Annotated in this window: 23 protein-coding genes; 16 read left to right on the top strand and 7 right to left on the bottom strand. The window is 47.5% G+C overall.

The features are described from left to right. Positions 1-39: 39 nt before the first annotated feature. The 12 genes from bet to IUA53_RS13695 all read left to right on the top strand — a co-directional run bounded on the left by bet (position 40) and on the right by IUA53_RS13695 (position 11,106). The gene (gene bet / locus IUA53_RS13750) at positions 40-858 is read left to right on the top strand and encodes a phage recombination protein Bet (protein WP_000414662.1); all 819 of its coding nucleotides are present in this window, start codon (positions 40-42) and stop codon (positions 856-858) included. 81 nt (positions 859-939) lie between these two features. Further along, on the top strand, positions 940-1,083 hold the full coding sequence (locus IUA53_RS13745) for a hypothetical protein (protein ID WP_015066581.1): 144 nt from the start codon (positions 940-942) through the stop codon (positions 1,081-1,083). Positions 1,084-1,144: 61 nt separating this feature from the next. Continuing rightward, positions 1,145-2,161: a YqaJ viral recombinase family nuclease gene (locus tag IUA53_RS13740; protein WP_015066582.1), complete on the top strand. Its 1,017-nt coding sequence runs from the start codon at positions 1,145-1,147 to the stop codon at positions 2,159-2,161. Between the two features lie 209 nt (positions 2,162-2,370). Beyond that, positions 2,371-3,330 carry an AAA family ATPase gene (locus tag IUA53_RS13735; RefSeq protein WP_015066583.1) on the top strand — a complete coding sequence of 320 codons (960 nt, stop codon included), beginning with the start codon at positions 2,371-2,373 and terminating at the stop codon, positions 3,328-3,330. 2 nt (positions 3,331-3,332) lie between these two features. Continuing rightward, on the top strand, positions 3,333-4,097 hold the full coding sequence (locus tag IUA53_RS13730) for a hypothetical protein (RefSeq protein WP_442855911.1): 765 nt from the start codon (positions 3,333-3,335) through the stop codon (positions 4,095-4,097). Positions 4,098-4,195: 98 nt separating this feature from the next. Further along, positions 4,196-5,149 carry a DUF3150 domain-containing protein gene (locus IUA53_RS13725; protein WP_015066585.1) on the top strand — a complete coding sequence of 318 codons (954 nt, stop codon included), beginning with the start codon at positions 4,196-4,198 and terminating at the stop codon, positions 5,147-5,149. Between the two features lie 61 nt (positions 5,150-5,210). Beyond that, positions 5,211-5,651, top strand: a complete 441-nt coding sequence (locus IUA53_RS13720; RefSeq protein WP_015066586.1) for a hypothetical protein — start codon at positions 5,211-5,213, stop codon at positions 5,649-5,651. A gap of 69 nt (positions 5,652-5,720) precedes the next feature. Further along, positions 5,721-7,376, top strand: coding sequence for a VWA domain-containing protein (locus IUA53_RS13715; RefSeq protein ID WP_015066587.1), 1,656 nt, complete (start codon positions 5,721-5,723; stop codon positions 7,374-7,376). A gap of 85 nt (positions 7,377-7,461) precedes the next feature. After that, on the top strand, positions 7,462-7,959 hold the full coding sequence (gene radC / locus IUA53_RS13710; RefSeq protein ID WP_000791199.1) for a RadC family protein: 498 nt from the start codon (positions 7,462-7,464) through the stop codon (positions 7,957-7,959). Further along, a complete protein-coding gene (locus IUA53_RS13705) occupies positions 7,959-8,300 on the top strand; it encodes a hypothetical protein (RefSeq protein WP_015066588.1) in 342 nt (113 codons plus the stop codon). Before radC ends, IUA53_RS13705 begins: the two co-directional genes overlap by 1 nt. A gap of 91 nt (positions 8,301-8,391) precedes the next feature. Further along, positions 8,392-9,459, top strand: a complete 1,068-nt coding sequence (locus tag IUA53_RS13700) for a DUF7146 domain-containing protein (protein ID WP_015066589.1) — start codon at positions 8,392-8,394, stop codon at positions 9,457-9,459. Positions 9,460-10,398: 939 nt separating this feature from the next. Beyond that, a complete protein-coding gene (locus IUA53_RS13695; protein ID WP_015066590.1) occupies positions 10,399-11,106 on the top strand; it encodes a hypothetical protein in 708 nt (235 codons plus the stop codon). 242 nt (positions 11,107-11,348) lie between these two features. Here the strand turns inward: IUA53_RS13695 and IUA53_RS13690 are convergent, their stop codons facing one another. Then, positions 11,349-12,290 carry a LysR family transcriptional regulator gene (locus IUA53_RS13690; RefSeq protein WP_041702643.1) on the bottom strand — a complete coding sequence of 314 codons (942 nt, stop codon included), beginning with the start codon at positions 12,288-12,290 and terminating at the stop codon, positions 11,349-11,351. 88 nt (positions 12,291-12,378) lie between these two features. On the opposite strand from IUA53_RS13690, the gene chrA reads away from it, so the two are divergent. From chrA to IUA53_RS13670, 4 genes are all read left to right on the top strand, one after another. Next, a complete protein-coding gene (gene chrA, locus IUA53_RS13685) occupies positions 12,379-13,518 on the top strand; it encodes a chromate efflux transporter (RefSeq protein ID WP_015066592.1) in 1,140 nt (379 codons plus the stop codon). Between the two features lie 371 nt (positions 13,519-13,889). Continuing rightward, positions 13,890-14,834: a thioredoxin family protein gene (locus IUA53_RS13680; RefSeq protein ID WP_015066593.1), complete on the top strand. Its 945-nt coding sequence runs from the start codon at positions 13,890-13,892 to the stop codon at positions 14,832-14,834. Between the two features lie 2 nt (positions 14,835-14,836). Beyond that, the gene (locus IUA53_RS13675; RefSeq protein ID WP_015066594.1) at positions 14,837-16,225 is read left to right on the top strand and encodes a conjugal transfer protein TraH; all 1,389 of its coding nucleotides are present in this window, start codon (positions 14,837-14,839) and stop codon (positions 16,223-16,225) included. A 3-nt stretch (positions 16,226-16,228) separates the two neighbouring features. Beyond that, positions 16,229-19,798: a conjugal transfer protein TraG N-terminal domain-containing protein gene (locus tag IUA53_RS13670; protein WP_015066595.1), complete on the top strand. Its 3,570-nt coding sequence runs from the start codon at positions 16,229-16,231 to the stop codon at positions 19,796-19,798. Positions 19,799-19,830: 32 nt separating this feature from the next. Here IUA53_RS13670 and eexS read toward each other — a convergent pair whose 3' ends face one another. From eexS to IUA53_RS13640, 6 genes are read right to left on the bottom strand one after another with little or no spacing between them, the layout of a single operon-like run. Further along, positions 19,831-20,262 carry an entry exclusion protein EexS gene (gene eexS, locus IUA53_RS13665; RefSeq protein ID WP_015066596.1) on the bottom strand — a complete coding sequence of 144 codons (432 nt, stop codon included), beginning with the start codon at positions 20,260-20,262 and terminating at the stop codon, positions 19,831-19,833. A 57-nt stretch (positions 20,263-20,319) separates the two neighbouring features. Next, positions 20,320-20,853: a FlhC family transcriptional regulator gene (locus IUA53_RS13660; RefSeq protein WP_015066597.1), complete on the bottom strand. Its 534-nt coding sequence runs from the start codon at positions 20,851-20,853 to the stop codon at positions 20,320-20,322. Continuing rightward, positions 20,850-21,149 (bottom strand): flagellar transcriptional regulator FlhD, encoded by a 300-nt coding sequence (locus tag IUA53_RS13655; RefSeq protein WP_015066598.1) that lies wholly within the window; start codon positions 21,147-21,149, stop codon positions 20,850-20,852. The genes IUA53_RS13660 and IUA53_RS13655 overlap by 4 nt, the downstream gene beginning before the upstream one ends. Then, entirely contained in the window at positions 21,146-21,694 is a 549-nt protein-coding gene (locus IUA53_RS13650; RefSeq protein WP_015066599.1) for a lytic transglycosylase domain-containing protein, read from the bottom strand. Before IUA53_RS13650 ends, IUA53_RS13655 begins: the two co-directional genes overlap by 4 nt. Beyond that, the gene (locus IUA53_RS13645; RefSeq protein ID WP_015066600.1) at positions 21,681-22,343 is read right to left on the bottom strand and encodes a DUF6475 domain-containing protein; all 663 of its coding nucleotides are present in this window, start codon (positions 22,341-22,343) and stop codon (positions 21,681-21,683) included. Before IUA53_RS13645 ends, IUA53_RS13650 begins: the two co-directional genes overlap by 14 nt. After that, the gene (locus tag IUA53_RS13640) at positions 22,330-23,199 is read right to left on the bottom strand and encodes a hypothetical protein (RefSeq protein ID WP_015066601.1); all 870 of its coding nucleotides are present in this window, start codon (positions 23,197-23,199) and stop codon (positions 22,330-22,332) included. Before IUA53_RS13640 ends, IUA53_RS13645 begins: the two co-directional genes overlap by 14 nt. Between the last annotated feature and the right edge of the window lie 23 nt (positions 23,200-23,222).

The raw sequence follows: 23,222 nt of genomic DNA, 5'->3' as shown, positions 1-23,222 counted from the left end.
GTCAGGGGCAGACTCCCACTTTGATTGTCGGAGTCCATAATGGAAAAACCAAAGCTAATCCAACGCTTTGCTGAGCGCTTTAGTGTCGATCCAAACAAATTGTTCGATACCCTAAAAGCAACAGCATTCAAGCAACGTGACGGTAGTGCACCGACCAATGAGCAGATGATGGCGCTCTTGGTGGTTGCAGATCAGTACGGCTTGAACCCTTTCACCAAAGAGATTTTTGCGTTCCCTGATAAACAAGCTGGAATTATTCCAGTGGTAGGTGTCGATGGATGGTCTCGCATCATCAATCAACACGACCAGTTTGATGGCATGGAGTTTAAGACTTCAGAAAACAAAGTCTCACTGGATGGCGCGAAAGAATGCCCTGAATGGATGGAATGCATCATCTATCGGCGCGACCGTTCGCACCCAGTCAAAATCACTGAGTATCTGGATGAAGTCTATCGACCACCTTTTGAAGGTAACGGCAAAAATGGCCCTTACCGTGTAGATGGTCCATGGCAGACGCACACTAAGCGAATGCTAAGACATAAATCCATGATCCAGTGTTCCCGCATTGCGTTTGGCTTTGTGGGAATTTTCGATCAAGACGAAGCAGAGCGAATTATCGAAGGCCAAGCAACACACGTTGTTGAGCCATCGGTGATTCCACCCGAGCAAGTTGATGATCGAACCCGAGGGCTTGTTTACAAGCTTATCGAGCGGGCGGAAGCTTCAAACGCTTGGAATAGTGCATTGGAATATGCCAATGAACATTTTCAAGGTGTTGAACTGACGTTTGCGAAACAAGAAATATTTAATGCACAGCAACAAGCAGCCAAAGCGCTCACACAGCCTTTAGCTTCTTAGCGCCACGCATTCATTTTACTAACCCTGGCGGGATTATTCTCCCGTCAGGGGGAAGGTCTCGTCTTTTTTTGGAGATCTTCCATGACTAAATCAGCCTCACTTTTTCGCTTGGTATTGGTTGTTGCCCTTGTCTTAGGTTCGATTCAAGCCGGTAAAGCGGCAATTGATTCGGTTCAAGCAAGTGTTGTTCAGCACCAAACAGCGTTAGCACAAGCAGCAAAGTAACCACTTAACCCTGAAGGGGAGTTCTCTCCTTCGGGGGAGTCTCCCCCTCAAAGGAGGCAATATGAAGGTTATCGACCTATCACAACGTACTCCTGCATGGCACCAGTGGCGCATTGCAGGGGTTACGGCATCTGAAGCCCCAATTATTATGGGGCGTTCACCCTACAAAACACCTTGGCGATTATGGGCAGAAAAAACTGGATTCGTATTACCGGAAGACCTGTCGAATAATCCAAATGTGCTTCGCGGTATAAGGTTGGAGCCTCAAGCAAGGCGAGCATTTGAGAATGCGCATAATGACTTTCTTCTGCCGTTATGTGCAGAAGCCGATCATAACGCAATCTTTCGAGCCAGCTTTGATGGCATCAACGATGCGGGCGAACCCGTTGAACTGAAATGTCCTTGCCAGTCAGTTTTTGAGGATGTGCAAGCTCACCGAGAACAAAGCGAGGCGTACCAGTTGTATTGGGTACAAGTACAGCATCAAATACTGGTCGCCAATAGCACGCGTGGTTGGTTGGTATTCTATTTTGAGGATCAACTGATTGAGTTTGAAATACAACGAGACGCGGCGTTCTTAACTGAGTTGCAAGAAACGGCGCTTCAGTTTTGGGAGTTAGTTCAAACTAAAAAAGAACCGCCAAAATGCCCTGAGCAAGATTGTTTTGTTCCCAAGGGTGAAGCCCAATACCGTTGGACATCGCTGTCTCGACAGTATTGCTCAGCACACGCCGAAGTGGTCCGACTGGAAAACCACATTAAATCTTTGAAAGAGGAAATGCGAGATGCTCAGTCGAAATTGGTCGCTATGATGGGTAACTACGCTCATGCCGACTATGCTGGGGTCAAACTCAGCCGCTACATGATGGCAGGTGCGGTGGACTATAAGCAATTGGCCACCGATAAATTAGGCGAGCTGGATGAACAGGTTTTAGCCGCTTACCGAAAAGCGCCACAAGAGCGGTTGCGCATCAGCACCAATAAGCCAGATCAGCCCGTTGAAACACCAATCAAAATCAGCCTTGAGCAAGAGAACTTAGTTCTGCCAGGTGACTCGCCGAGCTCATTCTACTTTTAACGTTCACTTGGAGCCGATTTCGGCTCCTTTCTAATGCGCTTATACCAAGTGCATCAGAAAGCAGTTTCACTCGTAGCCAATGCTGGATACGAATGATAGAGCGAGCTGAACTCTTACATACACAGCCATACCACAATCAACACACCACCCGACGGGGACTTCATTCCCTGTTGGGGCATGGGGCCTCGTCAAAACTGATGAGGTTTATCATGACTGAACAATCCCCATTTTTGGTTCAAGTGAATCAAGCGTTTAATGTCCCGGCTCCTGATGCTTTCGTTCTGGAAGGATTTGGTGCCGACACTACCCATCCAAACATTCCCGTTCGCAAGGACGAGTATGTTTTTAGAAAAGAAGACTTACGTGACGTATTGGCGTTTTTGTCTAACCCAGACGGTGACGGTTTGTATATTACAGGCCCCACTGGATGCGGTAAGACCTCGCTAATTTGCCAAGTTGCTTCTCGATTGAATTGGCCTGTTCAGCAAATTACTGCGCACGGTCGATTGGAGTTGTCCGATCTTATCGGTCACCACACGCTGGTTAATGGCAACATGACCTTTGTGTATGGACCGCTGGCAATGGCTGTCAAGCATGGCCATTTGCTGATCATTAATGAAATGGATCTTGCTGAGCCTGCTGAACTGGCTGGGCTCAATGACATTTTGGAAGGTGCCCCGTTGGTCATCGCACAAAATGGCGGTGAGATCATCATGCCACATAACAAGTTTCGTTTTATCGCAACCGGCAACAGTGCGGGCAGCGGTGATCAAACGGGCTTGTATCAAGGTGTGCTTCAACAGAATTTGGCTTTTCTTGATCGCTTTAGAATCATCGAAGCGACCTATGCAGAGCCTTCTGTAGAGGAAGCCATTCTGGAGAACGTTGCGCCGGGCTTGCCAGAAGTCTTTCGCCAAAAAATGGTGAAGGTGGCTGGTGACATTCGTCGTCTTTTTATTGGGGGCGCGGATGGCGGTGCTGAGCTTAGTATCACCATGTCCACTCGGACCTTGGTGCGCTGGGCAAAGTTAACACTTGCTTTTAAAGGTGCTCCTAACGCAGTGGAGTATGCACTGGTTCGGTCTTTGACGGCTCGTGCTGAGTTGGAGCAACGTGAAGCCATTCACCGTATTGCCGCTGATGTCTTCGGTGATCACTGGGAGGATTGATGATGGAAAAGTGCTTTGCTCTTTACCGTTACAGTCATTCTGATGGGACAGCCAAAGAATGGGCCATTTATGTTGGATCAGATAACCAGGAGATTGAAGTTCGGTTTGGAAAAGCCGGTCAATTGTCGCAGCAGCGATTGATTGATTCGACTGATCCTAACGCAGAAGCAGACCGAAGAATCAATGAGAAAATCAACAAGGGTTATCGATTTGTTGGACACGTCGGTATTGATCATCAAGGGCGGCCATTTGAACTCTCAAATGCGCTTGATAGTGTCGCGTGCGCCAATAACGTCAGTTGGGAGTTTCGTACTCGCAAGGACGTCAATGGCCAAATCTCGCTGGCGCAAAAAGCGTTGTTCGATATGGCAAAGCTGCTTGAAGCCTATGGCTTGGCTGTTATTGATGATAACCGGGTCAGGATTGGAGAATGGTCATTAGGATTTTGCAAAAGCGGATTACCTAGTACCAATCAAATCAGCATGGTGTCAGGTGAAGGCGCTGGCATTGTTAACACTGATGATGGCCCATGGCCATTGTTATTGTTACTGGCCTTTAAGCGTCAATTACCACCACTGTGTTCGCTCACAGTAGCGAGTCCTGATGGGATAGAAGTATCTGACCAACTGAAGTTGGAAAAAGATGTATTGAGGCTTTTAGGCAGTGATTTAGAGCGGGTTCGCCCGATAGCTGAAGCACTGGACTTAATGCCTGCGAAAATCGATCTCAACCAATCGTCGCCTGATTCGCAAAATTACTATTTCTGATAGTGATGTTGCCATTAGCGCGTCAACTACTACCACCCAAATGGGGGCCATTGCTCCTGTTGGGAGTGGTGCGTCCCCATCTCGCATGAGGATGCACTATGAGTATTCAAACCCTCGACAAACTTTTGATTTGTCACATCGACTGTTCCATCTGGAGCGGTAGAAAAAAACTAAGGCCTGAAGATTTCAGATTAGCCAATGGTAGCCAACTTCCACCGAAGGATGTTGCCAGCTTAGGGAGTAAAAAAATTTGCGACCCTGAGGCATTGGCGAACTTTGAAAGGCTTAAGAAAGAAGCGCAGCGCTTGTGTGAGCAAGTCGGTGTGCGGTTTTTAGGTGGCTATGCCGTCCCTGAGGACCGAATTGATCAGATTGTTCCAGAGCTTGACCGGATCGGTCAGGAGTTTGCGCAGTGCAAGCAGTTGTTCTTGGACAACTATGATCAGGTGACGTTTGACTGGGTTGCAAAACACCCGGAATTTGCAGATGCAATCCGGCGTGCGCTGTCACCCATCGAAGACGTGGAACAACGGCTTCAGTTCGATTATGCCATCTATCGAATGCAACCGGCTGAACAAGGTGGTGGCTTAGATGACAAGGTCAATGGCATGGGACACACCCTCTTTAGGGAGGTGGCTCGTGATGCCAATGAACTGTTTGAGCGTTCCGTTGCAGGTAAGAATCAAATCAGCCAGCGAGCCCTTAATCCTCTCAAGCGATTAAGAGACAAGTTGGATGGTTTGTCATTCCTGGATCATCGAGTTCAGCCGATGGTTGAAGCGATGGACAATTTATTTGTTCGTCTGCCGAAGACCGGCCCTGTGACAGACAATCTCTATCACGAACTGATGGCGACCATTTTAATTTTGTCTGATCCAGACAAGATGAGAATGCACGGTGAAGGTCAATTGGATATCAGACAACTGATGCCCAAACCTGAACCTAAACCCGCACAGCCAGTATCTACTCAGGCAGATAACTTACGTGCAATACCACAACCAACCGTCAGACCAAACCTTGGTTCGACTGTACCAAACTCATTTTATTTCTAACGTCCTTGAGGGCATGTTGCCCTGAAGGGCGCATGTCCTCTGAACTATGTAAGAGGAAATTATGCAATCAACCATCCATAACCCCAGCCAACTGAACCAGTTTGAACCGCATTTTCGTGGTGTGACTGATGCGGTTGAAAGTGAATCGATACCAGAAGTGGCGTGTTGTCGAGCGTTAGTACAACGGTCGTACTCAACACATAGTGTCGTGATCCCTAAGAACCCTGTGCTGATCGCAGATGCGGACGCACAAGGTGTTTGGTTATCAGCCATGGTATTTGTTCCAAACATGGCATTGCAGCAAGCCGCTTTTGAGCGGGACTGGCTGCAATATCAACACGAGGTGTCTACTCAGTTACAGGACCAGTACGGTCTGACATTGGATGACATCCTGAGTTTAGACCAGCTTAAAACGTCATTTGAACAGCACGAGAGTCCAGCTCAATTGGTGGCTTGGTTAGGTCAAAAATACGACCTGGATAAGCTAAAAGCACAGGTTTAAACATCCACATTCCCAGCGGGGAAACGCTCCCGCTGAGGGAGTATTCCCCCTAATGATTAGGAGACTCCCATGAATCATCCATTAAAAAACGCACTGCCAATCGTTGCCGCCGCTTATGGCGAAAAGTTTGGTGTGAAGGTGCTTATTCAAGGACAAGATGCGTTTACCGATGGTGAGCGGATTGTGATCCCAACAGCAAACCCAGACGACCCACACTATCAACAGATAGCTTGGGGTTATCTGGCTCATGAAGCGGCGCATATTCGGCATACTAATTTTGAAATGGTGCAGAAGGCGTCGTCCAAGCCGATCCGAAAGGCACTTCTCAATATCATTGAGGATGTTCGCATTGAAAACGAATTGGCAAAGGATTACCCCGGAACCCGGCGCAGTATTTCGCAAGTGATTGAGTACATGGTGGACACACAGCAAATGTGTGTACCTGAACAGCTTGAGCCTGCATCTAACTTGCAAGCATGGTTGTTGTTCCGTTTGAGATGCCATTTTCTGGGCCAGAAAGCGCTGACGCCTTTGTATCAAGCAGTCGATGAAAGAGTGAGACAACTCTTTCCTGCCGCAGCGATGAGCCGGTTAAGCGCCATGCTGACAGCAGTGCCTAGCCTAGTGTCTACAGGTGAAGTGCTAAAACTTGTCGATGCCATCGTTTCCATGTTGGAAGAAGAATCTCGTCCACCACAGGATGAGTCGGATGCTGATGGCGGTGATGACATTGGACAAGATGCGAGTAATTACAGCAATAACAGTAGTGACAGTCAAACCCCGGAAGCAGACTCGTCTGCAATGGGGGATGCTGCTGAAACGGGGGATTCAGATCACTCTGATCAAGCTGACAATTTGCGACAAGCCTTAGAGGCCAGTGCTGCTCAGTTTGAACCCGATACCTTTGCCCAAGTGGCAGAAGTGTTGTCGGAACAAGCTGAAGGACATCAGGGTGTCACTCCACTCAGTTTGCCCCAAGCAGAGCACGCTATGTTGGGTGATGAGGCCATCTTGACCTTATCGGCGTCTGAGTCCGCTCAAATTCGAGCCCGACTTAGGGGCATGGTTCAGTCCAGTCAGGACAATCGGAATCATGCCAAACGGCACGGTCTTCGAGTTGCAACCCATCGTCTTGCCGCTTCACAAGCAGGTGAGTCGAGATTGTTTATTCAAAGGCAACCTCGCATTGCGCCTAATGCTGCTGTGCACTTGCTGGTCGATATATCGGGTTCAATGGGTAAACCCATTGGCGAAGGTAATCGAAAGTACTTTCATGTTGCCAATGAAGCCGCTTTGGCTTTGGCCATGGCACTGGAAGGCATACCGGGTGTTGTACCTGCGGTCAGTTATTTTCCTGGTATTCATCAGGAAGTTTCTATCGCGTTATTGCCCAAGCAATCGGTTCGACATCGGGCCGCCTGTTTTGACCAAAAACCACGAGGTTGTACGCCTATGGCACAAGCAATGTGGTTTGCGGCAAACAGTTTGTTAGCGCAAAAACAGAAGCGAAAGCTAATGATAGTGCTAACGGATGGTGACCCAGATGATTGGGCTGCCACGCATGACATTGTTGACCGGTGCAGACGCAGTGGCTTTGAGCTGCTGGGGATCGGGATTCAAACACGCAGTGTTGAGAAATTCTTTCCTCAAAGCATTGTGATTAATGACGTCAAAGATCTAAAGCGTGAGTTATTCGAAGTAACACAACAACTGTTAATTCAGTAACCACATCAATTATACCACCCTGCGGGGACGATTCCGTCCCCTTCAGGGCATGGGTTCGTCTCCGCTTTTTTTTGTGGAGACTCCTATGAAAAACAAAAAGTTCTTAGCTGGCGAAGAAGCCGGTACTTACATCGTTCCTGAGCAAGTGACTGAAGCGGATATTTTAGATATGGCGCTCAAGCTTGCCCGTGGTCGATTGAGTAAAGGTCGCAAAATTGAACAGCCATCATCGGCGTTCTCATACCTGCAAACACTGATGCACGAGTATGAGCACGAAGTCTTTGGCGTGCTGTTTCTTGATACAAAGCATCGCGTTATTCGATTTGAAGAGCTGTTCAAAGGCACTTTAGATGCGGCGAGCGTGTATCCAAGGGAAGTAACAAAGCGTGCGCTAGAGCTTAATGCGGCAGCAGTGATACTGGTTCATAACCATCCATCGGGTGATCCTGAGCCCAGTGAAGCTGATAAACGCATAACTCATCGACTCCGTGACGCCTTGTCACTTGTTGATATTCGAACGCTTGACCATGTTGTGGTCGCATCCGAGGGCTGCGTTTCGCTTGCCGAACGCGGTTATCTTTAATGAATGGGCGCATTGCCCATTCTCCTACATCACAAAAGCAGTCCCATCAACACACATCATCACAGCTCGAATTTCTATTTGAGTTTGATGATGCCCCAGTCACTTGGTCTGACACGGAAATCTGGCAGTTACGCGAAGGCATTCTATTGGATGCGATCCGAGTATTGCTGGACGGTCGTGTCAGCACTCGGTTGCGCAAGGATGTGTTGTCGTGGATTCAAAATGACGAAATAGCGCCATTTTGCTTTCGTGTTTGCTCAATGGCTGCGGTTGTCGATCCTGATGTGCTTCGTGATTCCATCATGTGGCTATTAAGACGACATGGTATCCAGCTTGACTAACGTTCCTGCATTAACCAAACGGCTCATTGCAGGACCCAAGCTGACTTTTACCTCCTGTGGTAGGAGTCGGCATTTTACTTAAGGAGGTTATATGGCGTTACCTTTACAAATTGACACAGTAAGGCCATATCTCAATGGCCAATGGCTTCAAGTCTTGGCGGCGTTGGTGCCAGAACTTGATGCTGCTATTGCTCGAAAAGGCCGTCATGTGGCTTGTCCTGTTCATGGCGGTCGTGATGGCTTTAGGCTGTTCAAAGATGCTGAATATACCGGTGGTGGCGTTTGTAATACCTGCGGTATCTTTCATGATGGCTTTGAACTGTTGTCTTGGATTAATGGATGGAACTTTGCTCAGTCTATTGAAGCAATCGGTCAAGTTCTAGGTATTCAACCCGGACAAGTACCAACTCGGGTAATACCGAGTAACGCTGTTGACTGGAAGACGAAAAGGCAGGAAGAGGACAAAGCGATTATCCATCGCTTGAATCAAACCTGGGGAGAAACGTTTTCTCTTGCAGATACTCGTGCGCAACCAGTTTGGAACTACATGCATCGTCGTGGCATTGTTACCCGGCTTCGTCCTGAATGGGATTCGGTGCTGAGGTTTCATCCAAACTTGCCTTACCATGATGAAGATGGCCTGTTTATCGATAGCTACCCAGCGCTGCTAGGTAAAATCGTTACTCAGCAAGGGCGTTCGGCCACGTTCCATCGGATCTACCTAAGTGAAGATGGATTCAAAGCGCCGGTTGAAAGGCCTAAAAAGATGATGCCGATACCAAGTGACAGAACAATCACAGGTGGTGCCATTCCGATTGGTGAGCCTGGTGAGGTACTAGGTGTTTCTGAAGGTATCGAAACGGCTTTAGCGGTTACCAGAGCAACGGGACAAACATGTTGGTCGGTTGTGAATGCAACCCTACTGGCTAGGTTTGAACCACCAAGTAATGTGAAAATGCTGTACATCTGGGCAGATCATGATCTCTCTGAGACCGGCCTGAATGCAGCGAATGAACTCAAGAAAAAAGCCTGGCAGAAAGGCATTCTGACACAAGTCTTGATCCCTCCGATACCAACGTCACTTGGCGTGAAAAGTTGGGATTGGAATGATGTGCTGAATGTTTACGGTGCCATGGGCTTTCCGAAAGTTCATATCTGATCCAAGGGGCTTCGGCCCCTTTTTTTGTTTGCCCAGCGAAGCTGGCAAACCCGTCAGGTTGAAAGAAACCTGAATCACCCTGACTGAGGGGAAGATAATCCGAATGGCAAGGGCGTTGTTGGCCAACGGCAGGGTCTGAAGGAAGCCATAGGAAGTTAGAGGTACACAACGCAAGTGAACCTGATTCGGCAAGACAGGAGGGTAAGCGTGCAAAATAGCGCGAAGCCCGATACTCAGTCAGTCCTGTTTTGTGTTTGAGGGTGGAATTTCTAACAGGGAGCCAGTGCAGTAACTGGGGAAGCCTGGCATTAGATCCAATCAAATGGTTGGACGTATCGTTCAAGGAGTGATCCAAGAATGTTGCGAGTGTGAGGTGGCAGATGAACCCGTAGTAGTGAGTAAGGCTAGGCCGATGAAAGCCAGTAATGGTGTGGAGGGTAAAACCAAGCCGACTATCAGCATTGTGTTTGATAGGATCTATTTTAGCCAAAAGCTTAAATGGATTGCGAAGGGGGGAAGCAGACTTTAAGACTCTGATGAGTTGTGAGTTTTTTTATCATTGATACACAAGCCGCCAGATCAGCGGGACAAGTCGAATCGGTGCGCTAGGAATAGTGATGTCTGGTGAGACAGGCCGTATATGGGAAGTAATTGTAGTCAAATTTGGTAGATTGCCTCAGTGCTAGAACGCCAAACCCTGCAATGAAAGTTACCACAATGTTAGAAAATGAACGATGTCCATAGGGCGCACGATACTAGATTGCAAATTAGCATTGTGTCACTTAGCAAGTGATATGAAGTATGCAGGAGCCGTATACGAGGCCCGTACGTACGGTTCTGTGAGAGGGATGAGGCGCAAGCCTCACCCTACTCGATACGCCTTGCATATTTGAAAAAACATGGAGAATGAAAAATAGAGAACCAATAGGAGAAACAAACATGATGGTATTAACCCTGTTAACAAAGCAGATTGATGGTGAATTTACGGTTTACTGGAAGACCGGCCTTCGAAGAGGTGGTGAGCTAAAGGTCGATTTAGGTGAGCAATACGACAAGCTACCTGAGCAGCAAAAGCCAATTGCAGCTGAGCTTTATGCTATTCATCACCTACTGTCAGTGAAAGAGGTGATGGGAAGTAACCGAAGCGGTCATGGGCTTCAAATCCGGGTCAGTAAAGGAGCTATCAAAAAGTTACAGAAACAACGCTCAACTCAGCATTCACTTTACAGCCTGACTAGGTTTTTGCTAACTCGATACCAGGAAGCACAGATCTCGGTAGAGAAGCAGGACGATTGGCTCTCACATTCCTTCGAAGAATACAGCGTCGATAATGCTACAGTGAGAGACATCGATGAGGTCATCAACGTTCCGAAAATTGGACCTGTCGTGGTGACTCGTCACGCGCTTGAAAGATTCGTGGAACGGCTTTCAGACGGCGTACCTAAGCATCCTTGGAAGTCTTTGTGCTCAAAGCTGCTATGTTCGGGGCTAACTAAAACTCAGTTGCCAGAAAACGTCGCTATCCAAAAAGCAAAAAAATATGCACAAGAGGCCGAGGTCTGGCAGCATGTGGGGAGCAATATGTACTTTGTTATGATTCCTGGTGGCTCAATTAAAACGTTGGTTACGGTTTTCGAAGTAAAGTGAGCTAATGTGTATTGGCGATACTTACTTAGGTGCCGATAGCAGACCTCAGCAACCTGGTACAACTCAATGATACCTTTTCCATTATCCTCTTTTATGAATTAAATCAGGAGTATCATTACTCCTAACCAAAGACATTCATTTTACTTAATCAGTACTATTTCGGTATAACGCTAATAACTCAGTGGGTAGTAAGAAGTTCAACAACAAATAACTCTAGGCACGATGAGTGCCCAAAATGTTTATCATTTAGAGCTGATGGTCGAAGAAATTAACTCGCGTAGCCAAATGCCTTTGTCTTCATTGTTTCGGCTGGAATGCCACAGCATGGCAATATCAAAATCCGCAACGGCGATCGGCGGCTTAACAGTAATGAGATCGTCCGAAAAGCCCTCCGCCAACGCCATTTTTTCTGGCACGATGGCAATTAGATCGCGCTTTTTCAATAAATGCCGAATGGTGAGAAAATTGCGCGAAGCCACGGTGACTTTACGCCTCAAGCCGTGTTCTGCGAGCTTTTGGTCTACTTGTGTCTTTAAGCTCCCATCGGGACTTACCAGAGCTTGCTCGATGTTAGCGAACGCTTCCAGAGACAGCTGTGTTTCCCCTTTCAATACCTGTTTATCACACATGCACACGTGTTTTTCGGTGTACAAGTACAAGCTCTCAAAGTTGTCATCTAACAACGGAATGCTGCCAATAATGACATCGAGCTTTTCCTGCTCTGTTAATGCCACGTAGTTGCTACGATTGACGTTAATAAAACTGATCTGCGCCTCTGGTGCGCGCTGACGTATTTCGTCATAAACCCGAGGCGCAAAGATAAACTCAGCATAATCCGTTAACCCAATGCGACATACACCCGCGTAATTTTCAGGTTGGAAGGCAGACTTAGTGAGCAAGTCTTTGGCGATAGAGTCCAGCAAGTTATGCACGGTTGGCGCGATGTGGTGAGCGTGCTCTGTGGGCTGCATCTTATGCCCTTTGCGCTCAAAAAGCGGGTCATCAAACAACAACCTCAAACGAGATAAACTATGGCTCATCGCCGACTGGCTAACGCAACTTTTCTCTGCCGCGACGCTAACGCTTCGATGGCGATACAGGTAGGAAAACGTCACCAACAAGTTCAAGTCAATGTTGCGCCACTGAATGTCCTCTTTCACTTCAACACCCTCATCCCATTTCATTCATAGATGAAATCAAAATCATCAATTTGAGTCATTTTATAGCATTCGATAAATTAGCAAAAATGCTTTTTAAATAAACAGGCTCGACATGTTCACTATCTTCAAGACTTTTTTCTGGCTGGGTTGGTTCAGCTTCGGCGGCCCAGCGGCTCATATTGGTTATTTTCGCCAAACCTTTGTTGAGAAACTGAAATGGCTTGATGACAGCGAGTACGCTCAAATTGTCGCGCTCAGTCAGTTTTTGCCGGGACCGGGATCAAGCCAAGTCGGCTTTGCATTGGGTTATAAGCGCGGCGGTTTAAGTGGTGCATGCGCAGCATTTGTCGGATTCACGCTTCCTTCGGTGATCATCATGTTGGCGCTAGCGATGGTGAGTAGCCAAATCACCGACACCGCAATGTTTCAAAACATCGTTCACGGGCTAAAACTACTAGCTGTCGTTGTCGTGGCGGATGCGACCTGGGGCATGTACAAAAACTTCTGCCAAAGCAAACTGACCGCTGGTTTGTGCGTCGCGACTGCGATTGCGTTGTTGGTGGCACCAAGCATCATGACGCAAATGTTCGTGTTGCTCGGAGCCGGTATTGTCGGTTTGCGATATCTGAGGAAAGGCTCCGTGCCATCAACCGAGCCGTTTAAACCGTCTATAGCGCCACTGGCTCTATTTGCGGTGCTTTTACTCGGCTTACCGTTAGTGGCTCATACGTTGCCTTTGCTTGGGCTGTTTAGTGATTTTTTCCAAGCTGGTAGCTTAGTGTTTGGTGGCGGTCATGTGGTGCTGCCGCTTCTGCAAAACATTGTTGGCGATCAGCTCAGCCCAGATGTATTTTTAACAGGCTACGCCGCTGCACAAGCTGTACCGGGGCCAATGTTCACCTTTGCAACTTTTATCGGTTATGAGCTTTCGGATACGCCAATTTTAGGTGCGCTGATCGCAACGCTTGGTGTATTCCTACCAGGTTTTCTTTTACTGCTTGGCGTACTTAAAAACTGGCAAGCACTGGCAAGCAAACCGTTGGTCTCCGGCGCCATCAACGGTGTAAACGCCTCGGTAGTAGGATTGCTACTCTCGGCACTTTACCAGCCAGTATTTAGCAGCGCAGTTGTTGCTCCCATCGACATGGCGTTAGTGATTGTAGGTTTCTATCTACACAAAAAGCTCAACCTTTCGGTGCTGTGGATGATCGTATTTTTTGTGGCGGCAGGCCTTGTCACGGGCATGATGTAGCCTCCTGATTAGCCAGCCATTGAATCCAGATAAACCATGGGCACTCAAATACGAGTGCCCTTGTTCTTAGATTAGATAGCGATAACGGAACAGACCCCGATTAAAAGAGCATCACAAAGGTAGGAGATTATTATCCCATATTTACACTGCATCCGGCTTTGTTGCTTAAATCGATGGAACTAAATCAAGAAGCTACGATCTGATCGGCTCCCCCCATCAATCGTCGTCATATATTTTGCTCATTAAAGTTAGCTGTTGTTACTGGTCAAAACAGCTAGTCAGAAACACACACGATTCCTTCATCTATCTGGCCAATCGCTCTTATGGGGATCTTTAGCATGTTAGCTCTATGAAATTTTCTGGAGCTGACAATGAGAACCCCTTTGTTACCTTGGTTTATCCTATGGGTGACCATCCCAATCATTATTTTATTTCTATTCATCTTGCCCGCCCATGCCAGTGATGGGCCATTCTATCAGCGTGGTCAGGAAGGCTGGTTTTGGTATCAGGTCATTCCTGAACCTGAGCAGCCTGATGAGCTGATAGAGCCGGAAGCTGGTGTCGTGGAGTCCAGTCAGAGCGAACTAAAGCCCTTCAGTGCCGCATGGTTCCGAGAGCATATGCAATCGTTTATGGACAAGGCAATTGATGAGCCAACGAGTGAGAATGTCAGAGCCTATCTTTATCTTCAGCGCGTCATGATGGATAAGGGCTCACTATTTGCTGATGTTAGTCAGCAGGTGGTCATGGGTGATCCTGTTTTGGATGAAATCAGTCGAAGACCCTTGGCGACTTATGCCGCCAATCGGATGGATAGAGAAGCTGGCACTCAACGGGATGTTGCTTTAGTTGAGGTAGCAAAACGAGCTGGCTTGTTCTTCTTCTATCGTTCGGATTGCCCTTACTGCCATGCTCAAGCGCCTATCATCGAATCCATGGCTTTGAACTACGGTTTTGAGGTGTTTGCTATTGCTGTCGATGGCTTGCCTTTACCGGGTGGAGAGTTTCCCAATTTCAAAGTCGATTCAGGACAAGCTCAATCATTGTCCGTTACGACTGTCCCTGCCGTGTTCTTAGTTGATCCGCCTAATGTCATCACTCCGATTGGCCAAGGCGCAATGAGCCTTGATGAGCTCAATAATCGAATCATTCTCGCAGCCCATCAAGCCGGTTGGATTGACGATCAAACTTACTATGCCACCAGACCTGTTCAACCCGGCGTGTCACTCGCGATGTCAGCCCAAGAGCTTAACGAAAAGATATTACAGGACCCTGAGTTCCTTGTTCGCTATCTGCGTGCACAAGGAGGGTTATAACGATGAAAAAAGTATTCCGAGTATCGCTAATCGCCTGTGCGATTGGTTTTTCATCTATGAGCCAAGCAAGCTTGCAACAGGAGATGAACCAGTTGTTTGGTTCAATGACCAACACCACTGCGCCAGGTGTATTCGAGAGTCAGCGGCGTGGCGTTATATCTGGTGGAAGCGTTGTTGTCCGTAACAGAATCATGAACGAGAACCTCGTCTCTATGGTGCCTCCGTCATTCCAAGCCGGTTGTGGTGGCATTGATATGTTCGCGGGAAGTTTGTCATTTGTTAACGCGGATCAGTTTGTTCAATTACTTCGCTCTGTTGCTGCAAACGCCAAGGGGTACGCATTCCAATTGGCGCTCAGTGCTATGTGTGAGAAATGCTCCCAGCACATGGAGACACTGCAAAAGAAAATCCAGCAGTTGAACGAGTATTTCGGCAATTCCTGTCAAATGGCTCAGGGAGTTGTGAACGATACCCTGGCTGCTTTTGGTATAAAGGGGCAAACAGAAGCCAGCATGTTGAGCTCACTTAAAGGGGCTGGAGACGTTTTTACCAGTTGGAGTGAATCCAATGGTAAGAACCCATATGAGAACGCTTCGAGTGTCGCGGCATCTGATGTAAACAGAACGATTAAAGGTAATTTGGTTTGGCGAGCACTGAAACGTCATTCGGCATCAAGCTGGTTTGCATCGGGGGATGACCGTTTTCTTGAAGCAGTTATGTCGGTGACGGGTTCGATCATTGTTGGTGATCTAGCTAATGCCGCTGATGGCCAAGGTAAAGCCCCGAAACTGACCAGACTGAATGGCAATAAAGTGACTATTGAGCATCTAATTCACGGCGGTAACGTCGCTATGTACCGATGTGACACAGTGACGCAAGACGGTTGTTTGAACCCGACAATCACTAACGTGACCCTTACCGGGTTATCAACTCAGGTAGAAAATTTACTTCTTGGTACAGGTTCTAGTAACGGCATTATTTTTAAATTTGCTCGAAATACAGGGGCTGCTAGCACCACCGAACAGGCTTTTATGACCTCGGCTCCCGCGAGCATTGGCGGCATGATTAGAACACTTTCTGCATTAAATGAAGGGGCTGCTAGGTCGTTTGCTTCACGAGCGGCTCCATTTATTGCTGTTGAGATGGCCCGAGCATTGGTTGAAGACATGCTCAACGCAGCTAGAAGCACATCGGGTGTGGAAGATCATGCCTATGCGAAGTTGTTAACGGAAGATCTTGAACGTGCACGTCGCCAAATCAATGAGGAGTACGCCGCGTTGCAGCGAAGATACGGCTCAGAGCAAGAATTGCTGGCGCACTTTAACCAAGTGATTCAGACCATTCGCAAACAGCGTTATTACACCGTTAAATCTACGGCGCTGGGGGAATAGGTTATGTGGGAGATCTATTCCATCGGGGATTCGGCTTTTTTAGAGCAGGTCCTGAACGCTGTCGCGATGATCACTGGTACAGGCGATTTTACTTCAATGGTTCGCATTGGCTTGCTCATTGGGGTATTGATGGTCTCTGTTCAGGCCTTAATGCAAGGTGGTCGTGGGATTAACTTTCAACATGTTTTAGTCTCATGGCTAGTCTTTGCAACCATGTTTGGGCCCAGTACCCGAGTGAGCATTGAGGATGCGTACACGGGACAAGTTCGAGTGGTTGATAATGTGCCCATCGGTGTTGCTGCCGCAGGCAGTACGATTTCGACTGTTGGCTTTCAAATCACGCGATTGTTTGAAACGGCGTTCTCAACTCCCGCCATGACGGAATACGGCTTTGCATCCAGTTTACAGTCACTGATTAAAGTGAGAAAACAGGTGATGGATCGCTCTGGGTTGGGTGATGCAAATCGTGTCGGTGGCTCAGATATCGAACAATCGTGGTTTAACTACATCAAAGAATGCACCTTGATTGGTATCGACATCGGCCAAAAGAACCTCGATCAGGTGCTGAGTGATCCTAACCCGATGACTGCGATTAAGTTTGATTCGCGCATTTATGGCACTCGAATCATGCTCAGTGGTAGCAGTAGCGATCTGGACTGCACCGATGCCTACAGCCAGCTGAAACTCATAACAGAATCAACCTTCATTCCAAGGCTTAAACAGGTTCTGTCGGCCTCATTGGGGACTTCGTCAGCAACGGACACTGATGACGTGATCCGAAATGCACTGAATAACCTTGGTTTGGCTTCGGTTAACACCCAAGAGTACATGACCGCGTCGGTGCTTTTGCCTATTTATGAGCAAAGCGTGACGGGCAAATATATGGATGATCAAGCTTTCACCGCAGCCGTTATGGTTAACCAAGCGATTGAGCAGCGCAATACGCAATGGGCGGCAGAGCAGACCCTGTTCCAAAGTATCGTTCGTCCGATGATGACATTTTTTGAGGGATTCATTTACGCCATCACCCCTTTGATGGCCTTTGTGATAGCCCTTGGCCAAATCGGGATGCGAATGGCCGGGAAGTACTTGTTAATCCTGCTTTGGATTCAACTTTGGATGCCTGTCATGGCCATCATTAACCTATATATCCATTTAACTGTTGCTGGGAAAATGTCGGCTCTTGATGCCTTTGCAGGTACAGAAGTGCCATCTTTTGCTGGGATGATGCAGATGGATTCAGTGCTGCAAACCTGGATAGCTACTGGCGGCATGTTGGCGTCGAGTGTTCCGGCGATTTCGCTCATGCTCGTGTATGGCTCAGCAATAACTGCAACCCACTTGGCTGGACGTCTTCAAAACGGTGATGCCATTGATGAAAAGATGGCAAGTCCAGATGTCGCGAAAAATGCCCCGGTGATGCAATCACAGTCAATGTTCCAGAATTCAGCCCTTACGGGTTCTGCTATGACCGGCGCGTCAAACCTACTAAGCAGTTTCTCTGTCGGAAACGCAGTGGGTTCAATGGTCGGCTCTGCAAAAGAATCCATGACTCAGGCAACTCAAGCCTTTAGCCGTCAGGTTGGCAATACCATGAGCCGAACCTTTGGTGAAAAGCTAAGTTACGACAACCTTTCTTCGGTTGGACGTCAGATCGGTTCTTCTAATTCCGCATCTAGCGCCGTTGTTAATCAGGTTACTGATGACCTGCAAACACGGTATGGTTTCGGAGACGATAAAAAAGACGCTGTACGTGGCTTGGTATCGGGCGTGTTATCGGGAGGCCTTAGGGTCGGTGGAGATGGAACCATTACTAATCCCGGTGAGAAAGAAGTTGCCGATAAGGGTTTTCTTGGGAGGCTTCTTGGAACGGGAGGCAATGATTCTCCACAAGGTAATTTGCCTGGAGTTGATAAGCCAGATTCATCTCGTGTACCAAAACTATCAAGGGTACGAGCTGGGTTGGATCTAGGTGGTAACTTTAGTGGCCAAGTTGAGTCGTCAGAAGGCAGTTCTCGGTCTACGAGCGCAAATACGCTCACTGGGGAGATGCAAAGCTTGGCATCGAGTGATTCACGACGTGCTGAGTTTCGCGATGCGATGGTTAAGGACCTTTCAGATTCAAGACGCTCTGGCGTTGAGATGTCGTTGTCTAATCAAGACTATCAGTCACTTCAGAGTTCAGCACAAGACGTTATCACGGCATCAAACCGCTTTAGTGAGCTTGATCAGGCCAGCTACAGTCTATCAGGACAAAGGAACACGGATGGTGCGACGTTAACTCGATTAGCAGCGGATAATCCTGAAGTCATGGATTATTTAGGTCGCTATATGAACCAACATGTTGAAGCAGGTAACCGATTACGTGAAAACCTTCCAATGTATCAGCGCTTGCTACCTGATGATAATCAGGCGTATGTGGCAGCAGCTATGGAGTCTTTAACCTATAGCAACTCCTCTACGCCCGCTGAACGAGACAATGACTATCAAGCAGCAATGACTGTTATGGCCATGGCTACCGGAGCCGATTTACGATCTATTCAGCCACGCTCTAATGAAGGCTTGTCATCAACGGCACCTACTTTTGGTGGCACTCAAAGCCAAGTTGAATCAGGTGTTTTGGGAGGCTATGAGGATGCTGCAACAGTTCAAACGCAGTTCAATTCGGCTCAATCTGCTTACCAAACCAATCTTTCTGGTGTAGATGGACAGCTGAATGCGCATCAGCAACAAGCCCAGCAGGCCGTAGCTTCTGACACAAGTACCTATCAATCTGGACTAAACAGTGAAGCTGGCTCTCAGTGGCGATCTCGCATTATGGCTGATGATAGCGGAGTCTCTGGTGCTGAAATGTTCTTCAACAGCGCCAGTGCTATTGGTGATTTCAGTGGCAAGCATACTGATGCAGCATTGCATACCTTGAATCATTTTGGCGAAGATTATGAGAGTTACAAAGAACAGGCGCTTGAAGATCCTGGCTCACGAGGTTTCTTGCACAATGCTACGGTGGCCAGCAAATCAACATGGGATGGCTTAAAAGCAGCCGTTGACGCAGGAACCTCTTTGGAAAACCCATTGACGGCGTTTAATGATGCATACAGTGGATCGAGTTCGCAGTATGCCTCCGAAGTAAACTGGGGCACTAAGTCTGAAGCCATGTTGGCGGGGGCATTTGGTGCGGCAGTTAACAATCGGTATGGTGAGTTCTTAGAACAGTACGCCGATGATTTTAAACAGGAAGCATACAGCGAAGGGCAGAGAATGGGATTGACCCCGATTCAAAGTCAAGTGTTCGCTCAAGCTTTCAATGAAGGTTTGGCGGGGCGCGTTTTCAACTCTGAAGACTCATCGAGTTGGTCGCCTGAAATGCTTGATCTAAGGGAGCAAATGCTAAATGACTATCGTCAAAAGGATGAGAGTGGCGCTTACATCCCTGACAGTGTGTCCGAAGAAGATAAAGCATTTGTGGATAAGCAGATAGCGGTGATCTCAAATGCATCCCTTGCGGGAGATTATGCTCAGAACAACTTGATCGATATTAGAGCCTATAACCAGGCATCAGGAAGGAACTGAAAATAGAAGGTAGCCAGCTTGTGGTGGGCTGGCTATTTTTTTGGCTTTTTGGGATACCTTGGATAAAAGCCATCAAAAAACGAATGGAGCTTATACCAATACCATTTTTCTTCAATGCTCAAAGTTCTACCCGAATCTTTAACTTGGCTGCTCAAGAATCTAATTCCAGTACAAATAGCTATGAAAAAGAGTCCCAAACCAACAATTGTCCAACTCGCTTGCCAATATGCGATTGCTAAAAGCATCGTGATGATGGCTATTAGGCCGATGGGGTTACAGGTCGCTTTGAATCCCAAGTAGCCGAAAAAAACGACGGTGCAGAACAGAAATGGTAAAGCCGCTAACTTGGCTGATGCTGTTAATATTTCTGATGGAAAAAAGTGAGCCGCAGCCAAAGTCGCCAGAAAAAGCCCCAGTGATATAACCCAGCAGCGTGCTGGTAAAGATTTAAGTAAGTTTGTCATCTTCTTAGTACTCTCAAAGTGCACGGGCGGTGCACAATCAAATCATGCATCAGCATGTTAGTTCTCAAAAAGTGCTCTAGTGGTTTGCTCGGCCATAATCTCACACACAGGACATTTAAGCTGAATGCGCTGTTGAGATACCGTCAAATACAGACTACCGCATCGACACCGGTGTAAGGATGCAAGCTGTGATCTTAAATCACGAGCTAGAACCCAACCTTCATTGATGGTCAGTTTTTTCCAGGGGATCTCAGCTGGAAGATCTGCTTCTTCTCTTGCAACCAAGTACGCATCGTAAGCCTTCATCAAAGCATCAATATTTAATTGCTTGTAGACATTGTCACCACCAATATTGATATAAAGCGCCATCAGCAGGGAGCCTTCAACTAAGGCTCTTCTGCTTTTAACAATGGCATCAGATTCTGGCAATTGACCAGGACAAGGTGACTTGCCAGTCACTTCTTTGTGAAGCCTTCTGATAATGTGGATTGGCAAACCAGTATCGAGCGCGATAATGGTTGTTCGAAATCCATATTTAATAAGTAGCGAGGCTCGGGTAAACAGCTCACTTTTGGACAGGTTATCAATCATGTATCCCCCTTGTTGTTTAGGGTTGATAATAAATAAGCGATTCTTGGAATACCGGTGCCTTTGCTCTTCACCATCTCAATCAGTTGGCTTTGGTTACCCCTTGGTTGAAACAGCATGAATGATGAGGTCGCCACTCGTTGCAGGTCGTCAACACCAGCATTAATCAGAGCATCAACCACATCGCGTGTAAGTCCAAAGCGCAAGACAGCCTCTTGCGGATCAATGCGCGCCAATTCCCGTGCTGCGTGCAGGTACGCCAAATTTAATTGATAGAAGTCTTGTTGATTGGTTGTCATTGACGGACCTCCAGTTCATGTAAAATATTGCGATAGATAGAAAGCACTCTTTGCCCATACCAGCGTGCACGCTCTTCGTTCCAACTGTGATAGCGGCCTATGCCAAGCTCTAAATCGTTTGGTGAAGACTTGATTGCTTCGGCCAAAATACTTGAGCCGACGGTAAGGTTGGTGATGGGGTCTAGCAGTTCCGCCGCTGAGCTCACCCGATGCCCATGCCAATGCAAATTGATTTGCATTAGGCCAATATCGAGCTGGTATTTTTCACTCTTTTGAAGTGCCTGGTTTAACAGTTGCTCAGCTTCTGTCTTAGATTTGGCGTAGGTTGCATTTGAACCATTGCGAATTGCGTATGGCCATGGACTGGTCATGTTAAGACCACGATGTGAGGCCGACTCAGCCAAGGCAACGGCGAAGAGCATGACTGGATCAATACCAACGCTTTGTGCTGCTTTTTCCCACTGATAGCCCGGAAACGCATAGACTGAAGTGCTTGCGGACATGGCTATCACTAGGGCAATGGTTTTTGCTTTAATCGTTTTCATTTTTATCCTCTAATTGATTTCCGAGAAGCGCCTGAATGGCTTTCGGGCTTATTCTTTTCAAAGGCACTGCGCTAAAGTCAGCGATGCCTCTTGTATAAACTTGTGCTGCTTTTGACCAGTCGCCCACGGCAACCGGCGCTTGCATATCAAATCCTTTTTGCTGGTTCTGATGGTCTGCAATACCCTGTAATAGCCTTGGGTATTCACTCACTTCGTCCCGCAGTAAGTAAGCCTGGTAGCGTGTTAAAAACTCTTTTTGCTTAAAGGGGTATTCCCTGTCGTCAACCTTGCAGAGTTCAACCCATCCCCCCATGTCTGAAATCACGCGGTGAATAAGCGCATCGTCAAACATCACGGATGTCCAAGCGCCAACCTGACGAACAGCCTTGTCAACTTTGTTCCAAGCAACCATGGCTCTTGAACCCGAGTTGCCATCGATATGCTTGATGACGTCAGCGGGCTTTGGAAAAAATTGCCCAGTATCCGGTGATTGAATATGCCGAGTCAGACCGATTCGCACTTCTTCAATGCTATAAGCACGAAGGGCTTCAAATGCGATGGATAGCAATTGTGGTGATACGCTTTTGCCATACATGGCCCAAGCTGCTCCCCAAACATCAGCAAACTCGCGTTTATCAACCTCCTGCACTTGAACGAACCTCCCGAATACCTGGTCCGGCCCAGCTTTCAGCAATGCGGCGATTGCTTTCTTCAATATTCAATTGGTGATTGCTGACCTTTAGGCTCGTCGATGATTGCTGTACTTCATCAATGCGAACGTACTCGTCTTCCCATTGCCGGTTTAAAAGCCAGTTATGTGGCATAGGGGTCTTAGTCCGATCTTGATACTGCAATCGGTTGTCTCGTTGCTCTTTCCAGCGTGTTAGGACTTCCAAGGCGAGTTCATGGTCTTCATTGAGGCCCATGCGAAGCCATTCTTCTTTGGCTTTCGCTTTTTTTTCTTTGCGTATTTGTACATCCCAGAAGTCTTCAAACTGTATCTGGTCAACAGTTTTAACTGTTGGTTTATTGCTTCTCTCAGAGTCATCCGACCGTTGAGAGTCCCTTACCGGGTTGCCATCAGGCGTAAACAATGATGAAAATTCTTCTGGAAGCCGAGCTTGAAAAGCGGCAAGAGATTTCAAAAGCGATGCCATACCAACGAAGTCGGCAGGTACATCTTTAAGCAACCGAAAGGCTGCTTTACCTTGGTTTGGGTTTTCGATTGGGTTGTGCTTCAGAAAGCTTCGAATCAAAGTCCAACCAGATTCCTCGCAACGAATCAGGAACTGATCTTGTTCTAACTCATTTAGAGCCTTGGCAACCTGTTGCTCATCCCAGTTCAAGTCAGAAGCAACGTAACCAATCGGCAATCGAAAGCAGCCAAGCAAATTACAATGTGGGCATGTAAGCAAATACAGTCCTAGCAACTTCGCTGAGTCACTCCAGGACAAAACATTTTGCTTTAGCCAAAAGCGGGTATAGACCTTGCCATAATCACGCATGGAGGTACTCGCTTTTGTGTTTA

Source organism: Alteromonas sp. B31-7, assembly GCF_015767655.1.
GTDB classification, from domain to species: domain Bacteria; phylum Pseudomonadota; class Gammaproteobacteria; order Enterobacterales; family Alteromonadaceae; genus Alteromonas; species Alteromonas australica.
Note: the sequence above shows the minus strand (reverse complement) of the source record. Positions and strands in the feature narration are given on the sequence as shown.

Coding starts and splice junctions, on each gene's coding strand:
- IUA53_RS13715 (WP_015066587.1), top strand. CDS start 5,721: ATGAATCATCCATTAAAAAACGCACTGCCAATCGTTGCCGCCGCTTAT.
- IUA53_RS13720 (WP_015066586.1), top strand. CDS start 5,211: ATGCAATCAACCATCCATAACCCCAGCCAACTGAACCAGTTTGAACCG.
- IUA53_RS13680 (WP_015066593.1), top strand. CDS start 13,890: ATGAGAACCCCTTTGTTACCTTGGTTTATCCTATGGGTGACCATCCCA.
- IUA53_RS13725 (WP_015066585.1), top strand. CDS start 4,196: ATGAGTATTCAAACCCTCGACAAACTTTTGATTTGTCACATCGACTGT.
- IUA53_RS13705 (WP_015066588.1), top strand. CDS start 7,959: ATGAATGGGCGCATTGCCCATTCTCCTACATCACAAAAGCAGTCCCAT.
- IUA53_RS13650 (WP_015066599.1), bottom strand. CDS start 21,694: ATGAAAACGATTAAAGCAAAAACCATTGCCCTAGTGATAGCCATGTCC.
- bet (WP_000414662.1), top strand. CDS start 40: ATGGAAAAACCAAAGCTAATCCAACGCTTTGCTGAGCGCTTTAGTGTC.
- IUA53_RS13735 (WP_015066583.1), top strand. CDS start 2,371: ATGACTGAACAATCCCCATTTTTGGTTCAAGTGAATCAAGCGTTTAAT.
- IUA53_RS13660 (WP_015066597.1), bottom strand. CDS start 20,853: ATGATTGATAACCTGTCCAAAAGTGAGCTGTTTACCCGAGCCTCGCTA.
- IUA53_RS13655 (WP_015066598.1), bottom strand. CDS start 21,149: ATGACAACCAATCAACAAGACTTCTATCAATTAAATTTGGCGTACCTG.
- IUA53_RS13640 (WP_015066601.1), bottom strand. CDS start 23,199: ATGCGTGATTATGGCAAGGTCTATACCCGCTTTTGGCTAAAGCAAAAT.
- IUA53_RS13690 (WP_041702643.1), bottom strand. CDS start 12,290: ATGAAATGGGATGAGGGTGTTGAAGTGAAAGAGGACATTCAGTGGCGC.
- IUA53_RS13670 (WP_015066595.1), top strand. CDS start 16,229: ATGTGGGAGATCTATTCCATCGGGGATTCGGCTTTTTTAGAGCAGGTC.
- eexS (WP_015066596.1), bottom strand. CDS start 20,262: ATGACAAACTTACTTAAATCTTTACCAGCACGCTGCTGGGTTATATCA.
- IUA53_RS13730 (WP_442855911.1), top strand. CDS start 3,333: ATGGAAAAGTGCTTTGCTCTTTACCGTTACAGTCATTCTGATGGGACA.
- radC (WP_000791199.1), top strand. CDS start 7,462: ATGAAAAACAAAAAGTTCTTAGCTGGCGAAGAAGCCGGTACTTACATC.
- IUA53_RS13745 (WP_015066581.1), top strand. CDS start 940: ATGACTAAATCAGCCTCACTTTTTCGCTTGGTATTGGTTGTTGCCCTT.
- IUA53_RS13740 (WP_015066582.1), top strand. CDS start 1,145: ATGAAGGTTATCGACCTATCACAACGTACTCCTGCATGGCACCAGTGG.
- chrA (WP_015066592.1), top strand. CDS start 12,379: ATGTTCACTATCTTCAAGACTTTTTTCTGGCTGGGTTGGTTCAGCTTC.
- IUA53_RS13675 (WP_015066594.1), top strand. CDS start 14,837: ATGAAAAAAGTATTCCGAGTATCGCTAATCGCCTGTGCGATTGGTTTT.
- IUA53_RS13700 (WP_015066589.1), top strand. CDS start 8,392: ATGGCGTTACCTTTACAAATTGACACAGTAAGGCCATATCTCAATGGC.
- IUA53_RS13695 (WP_015066590.1), top strand. CDS start 10,399: ATGATGGTATTAACCCTGTTAACAAAGCAGATTGATGGTGAATTTACG.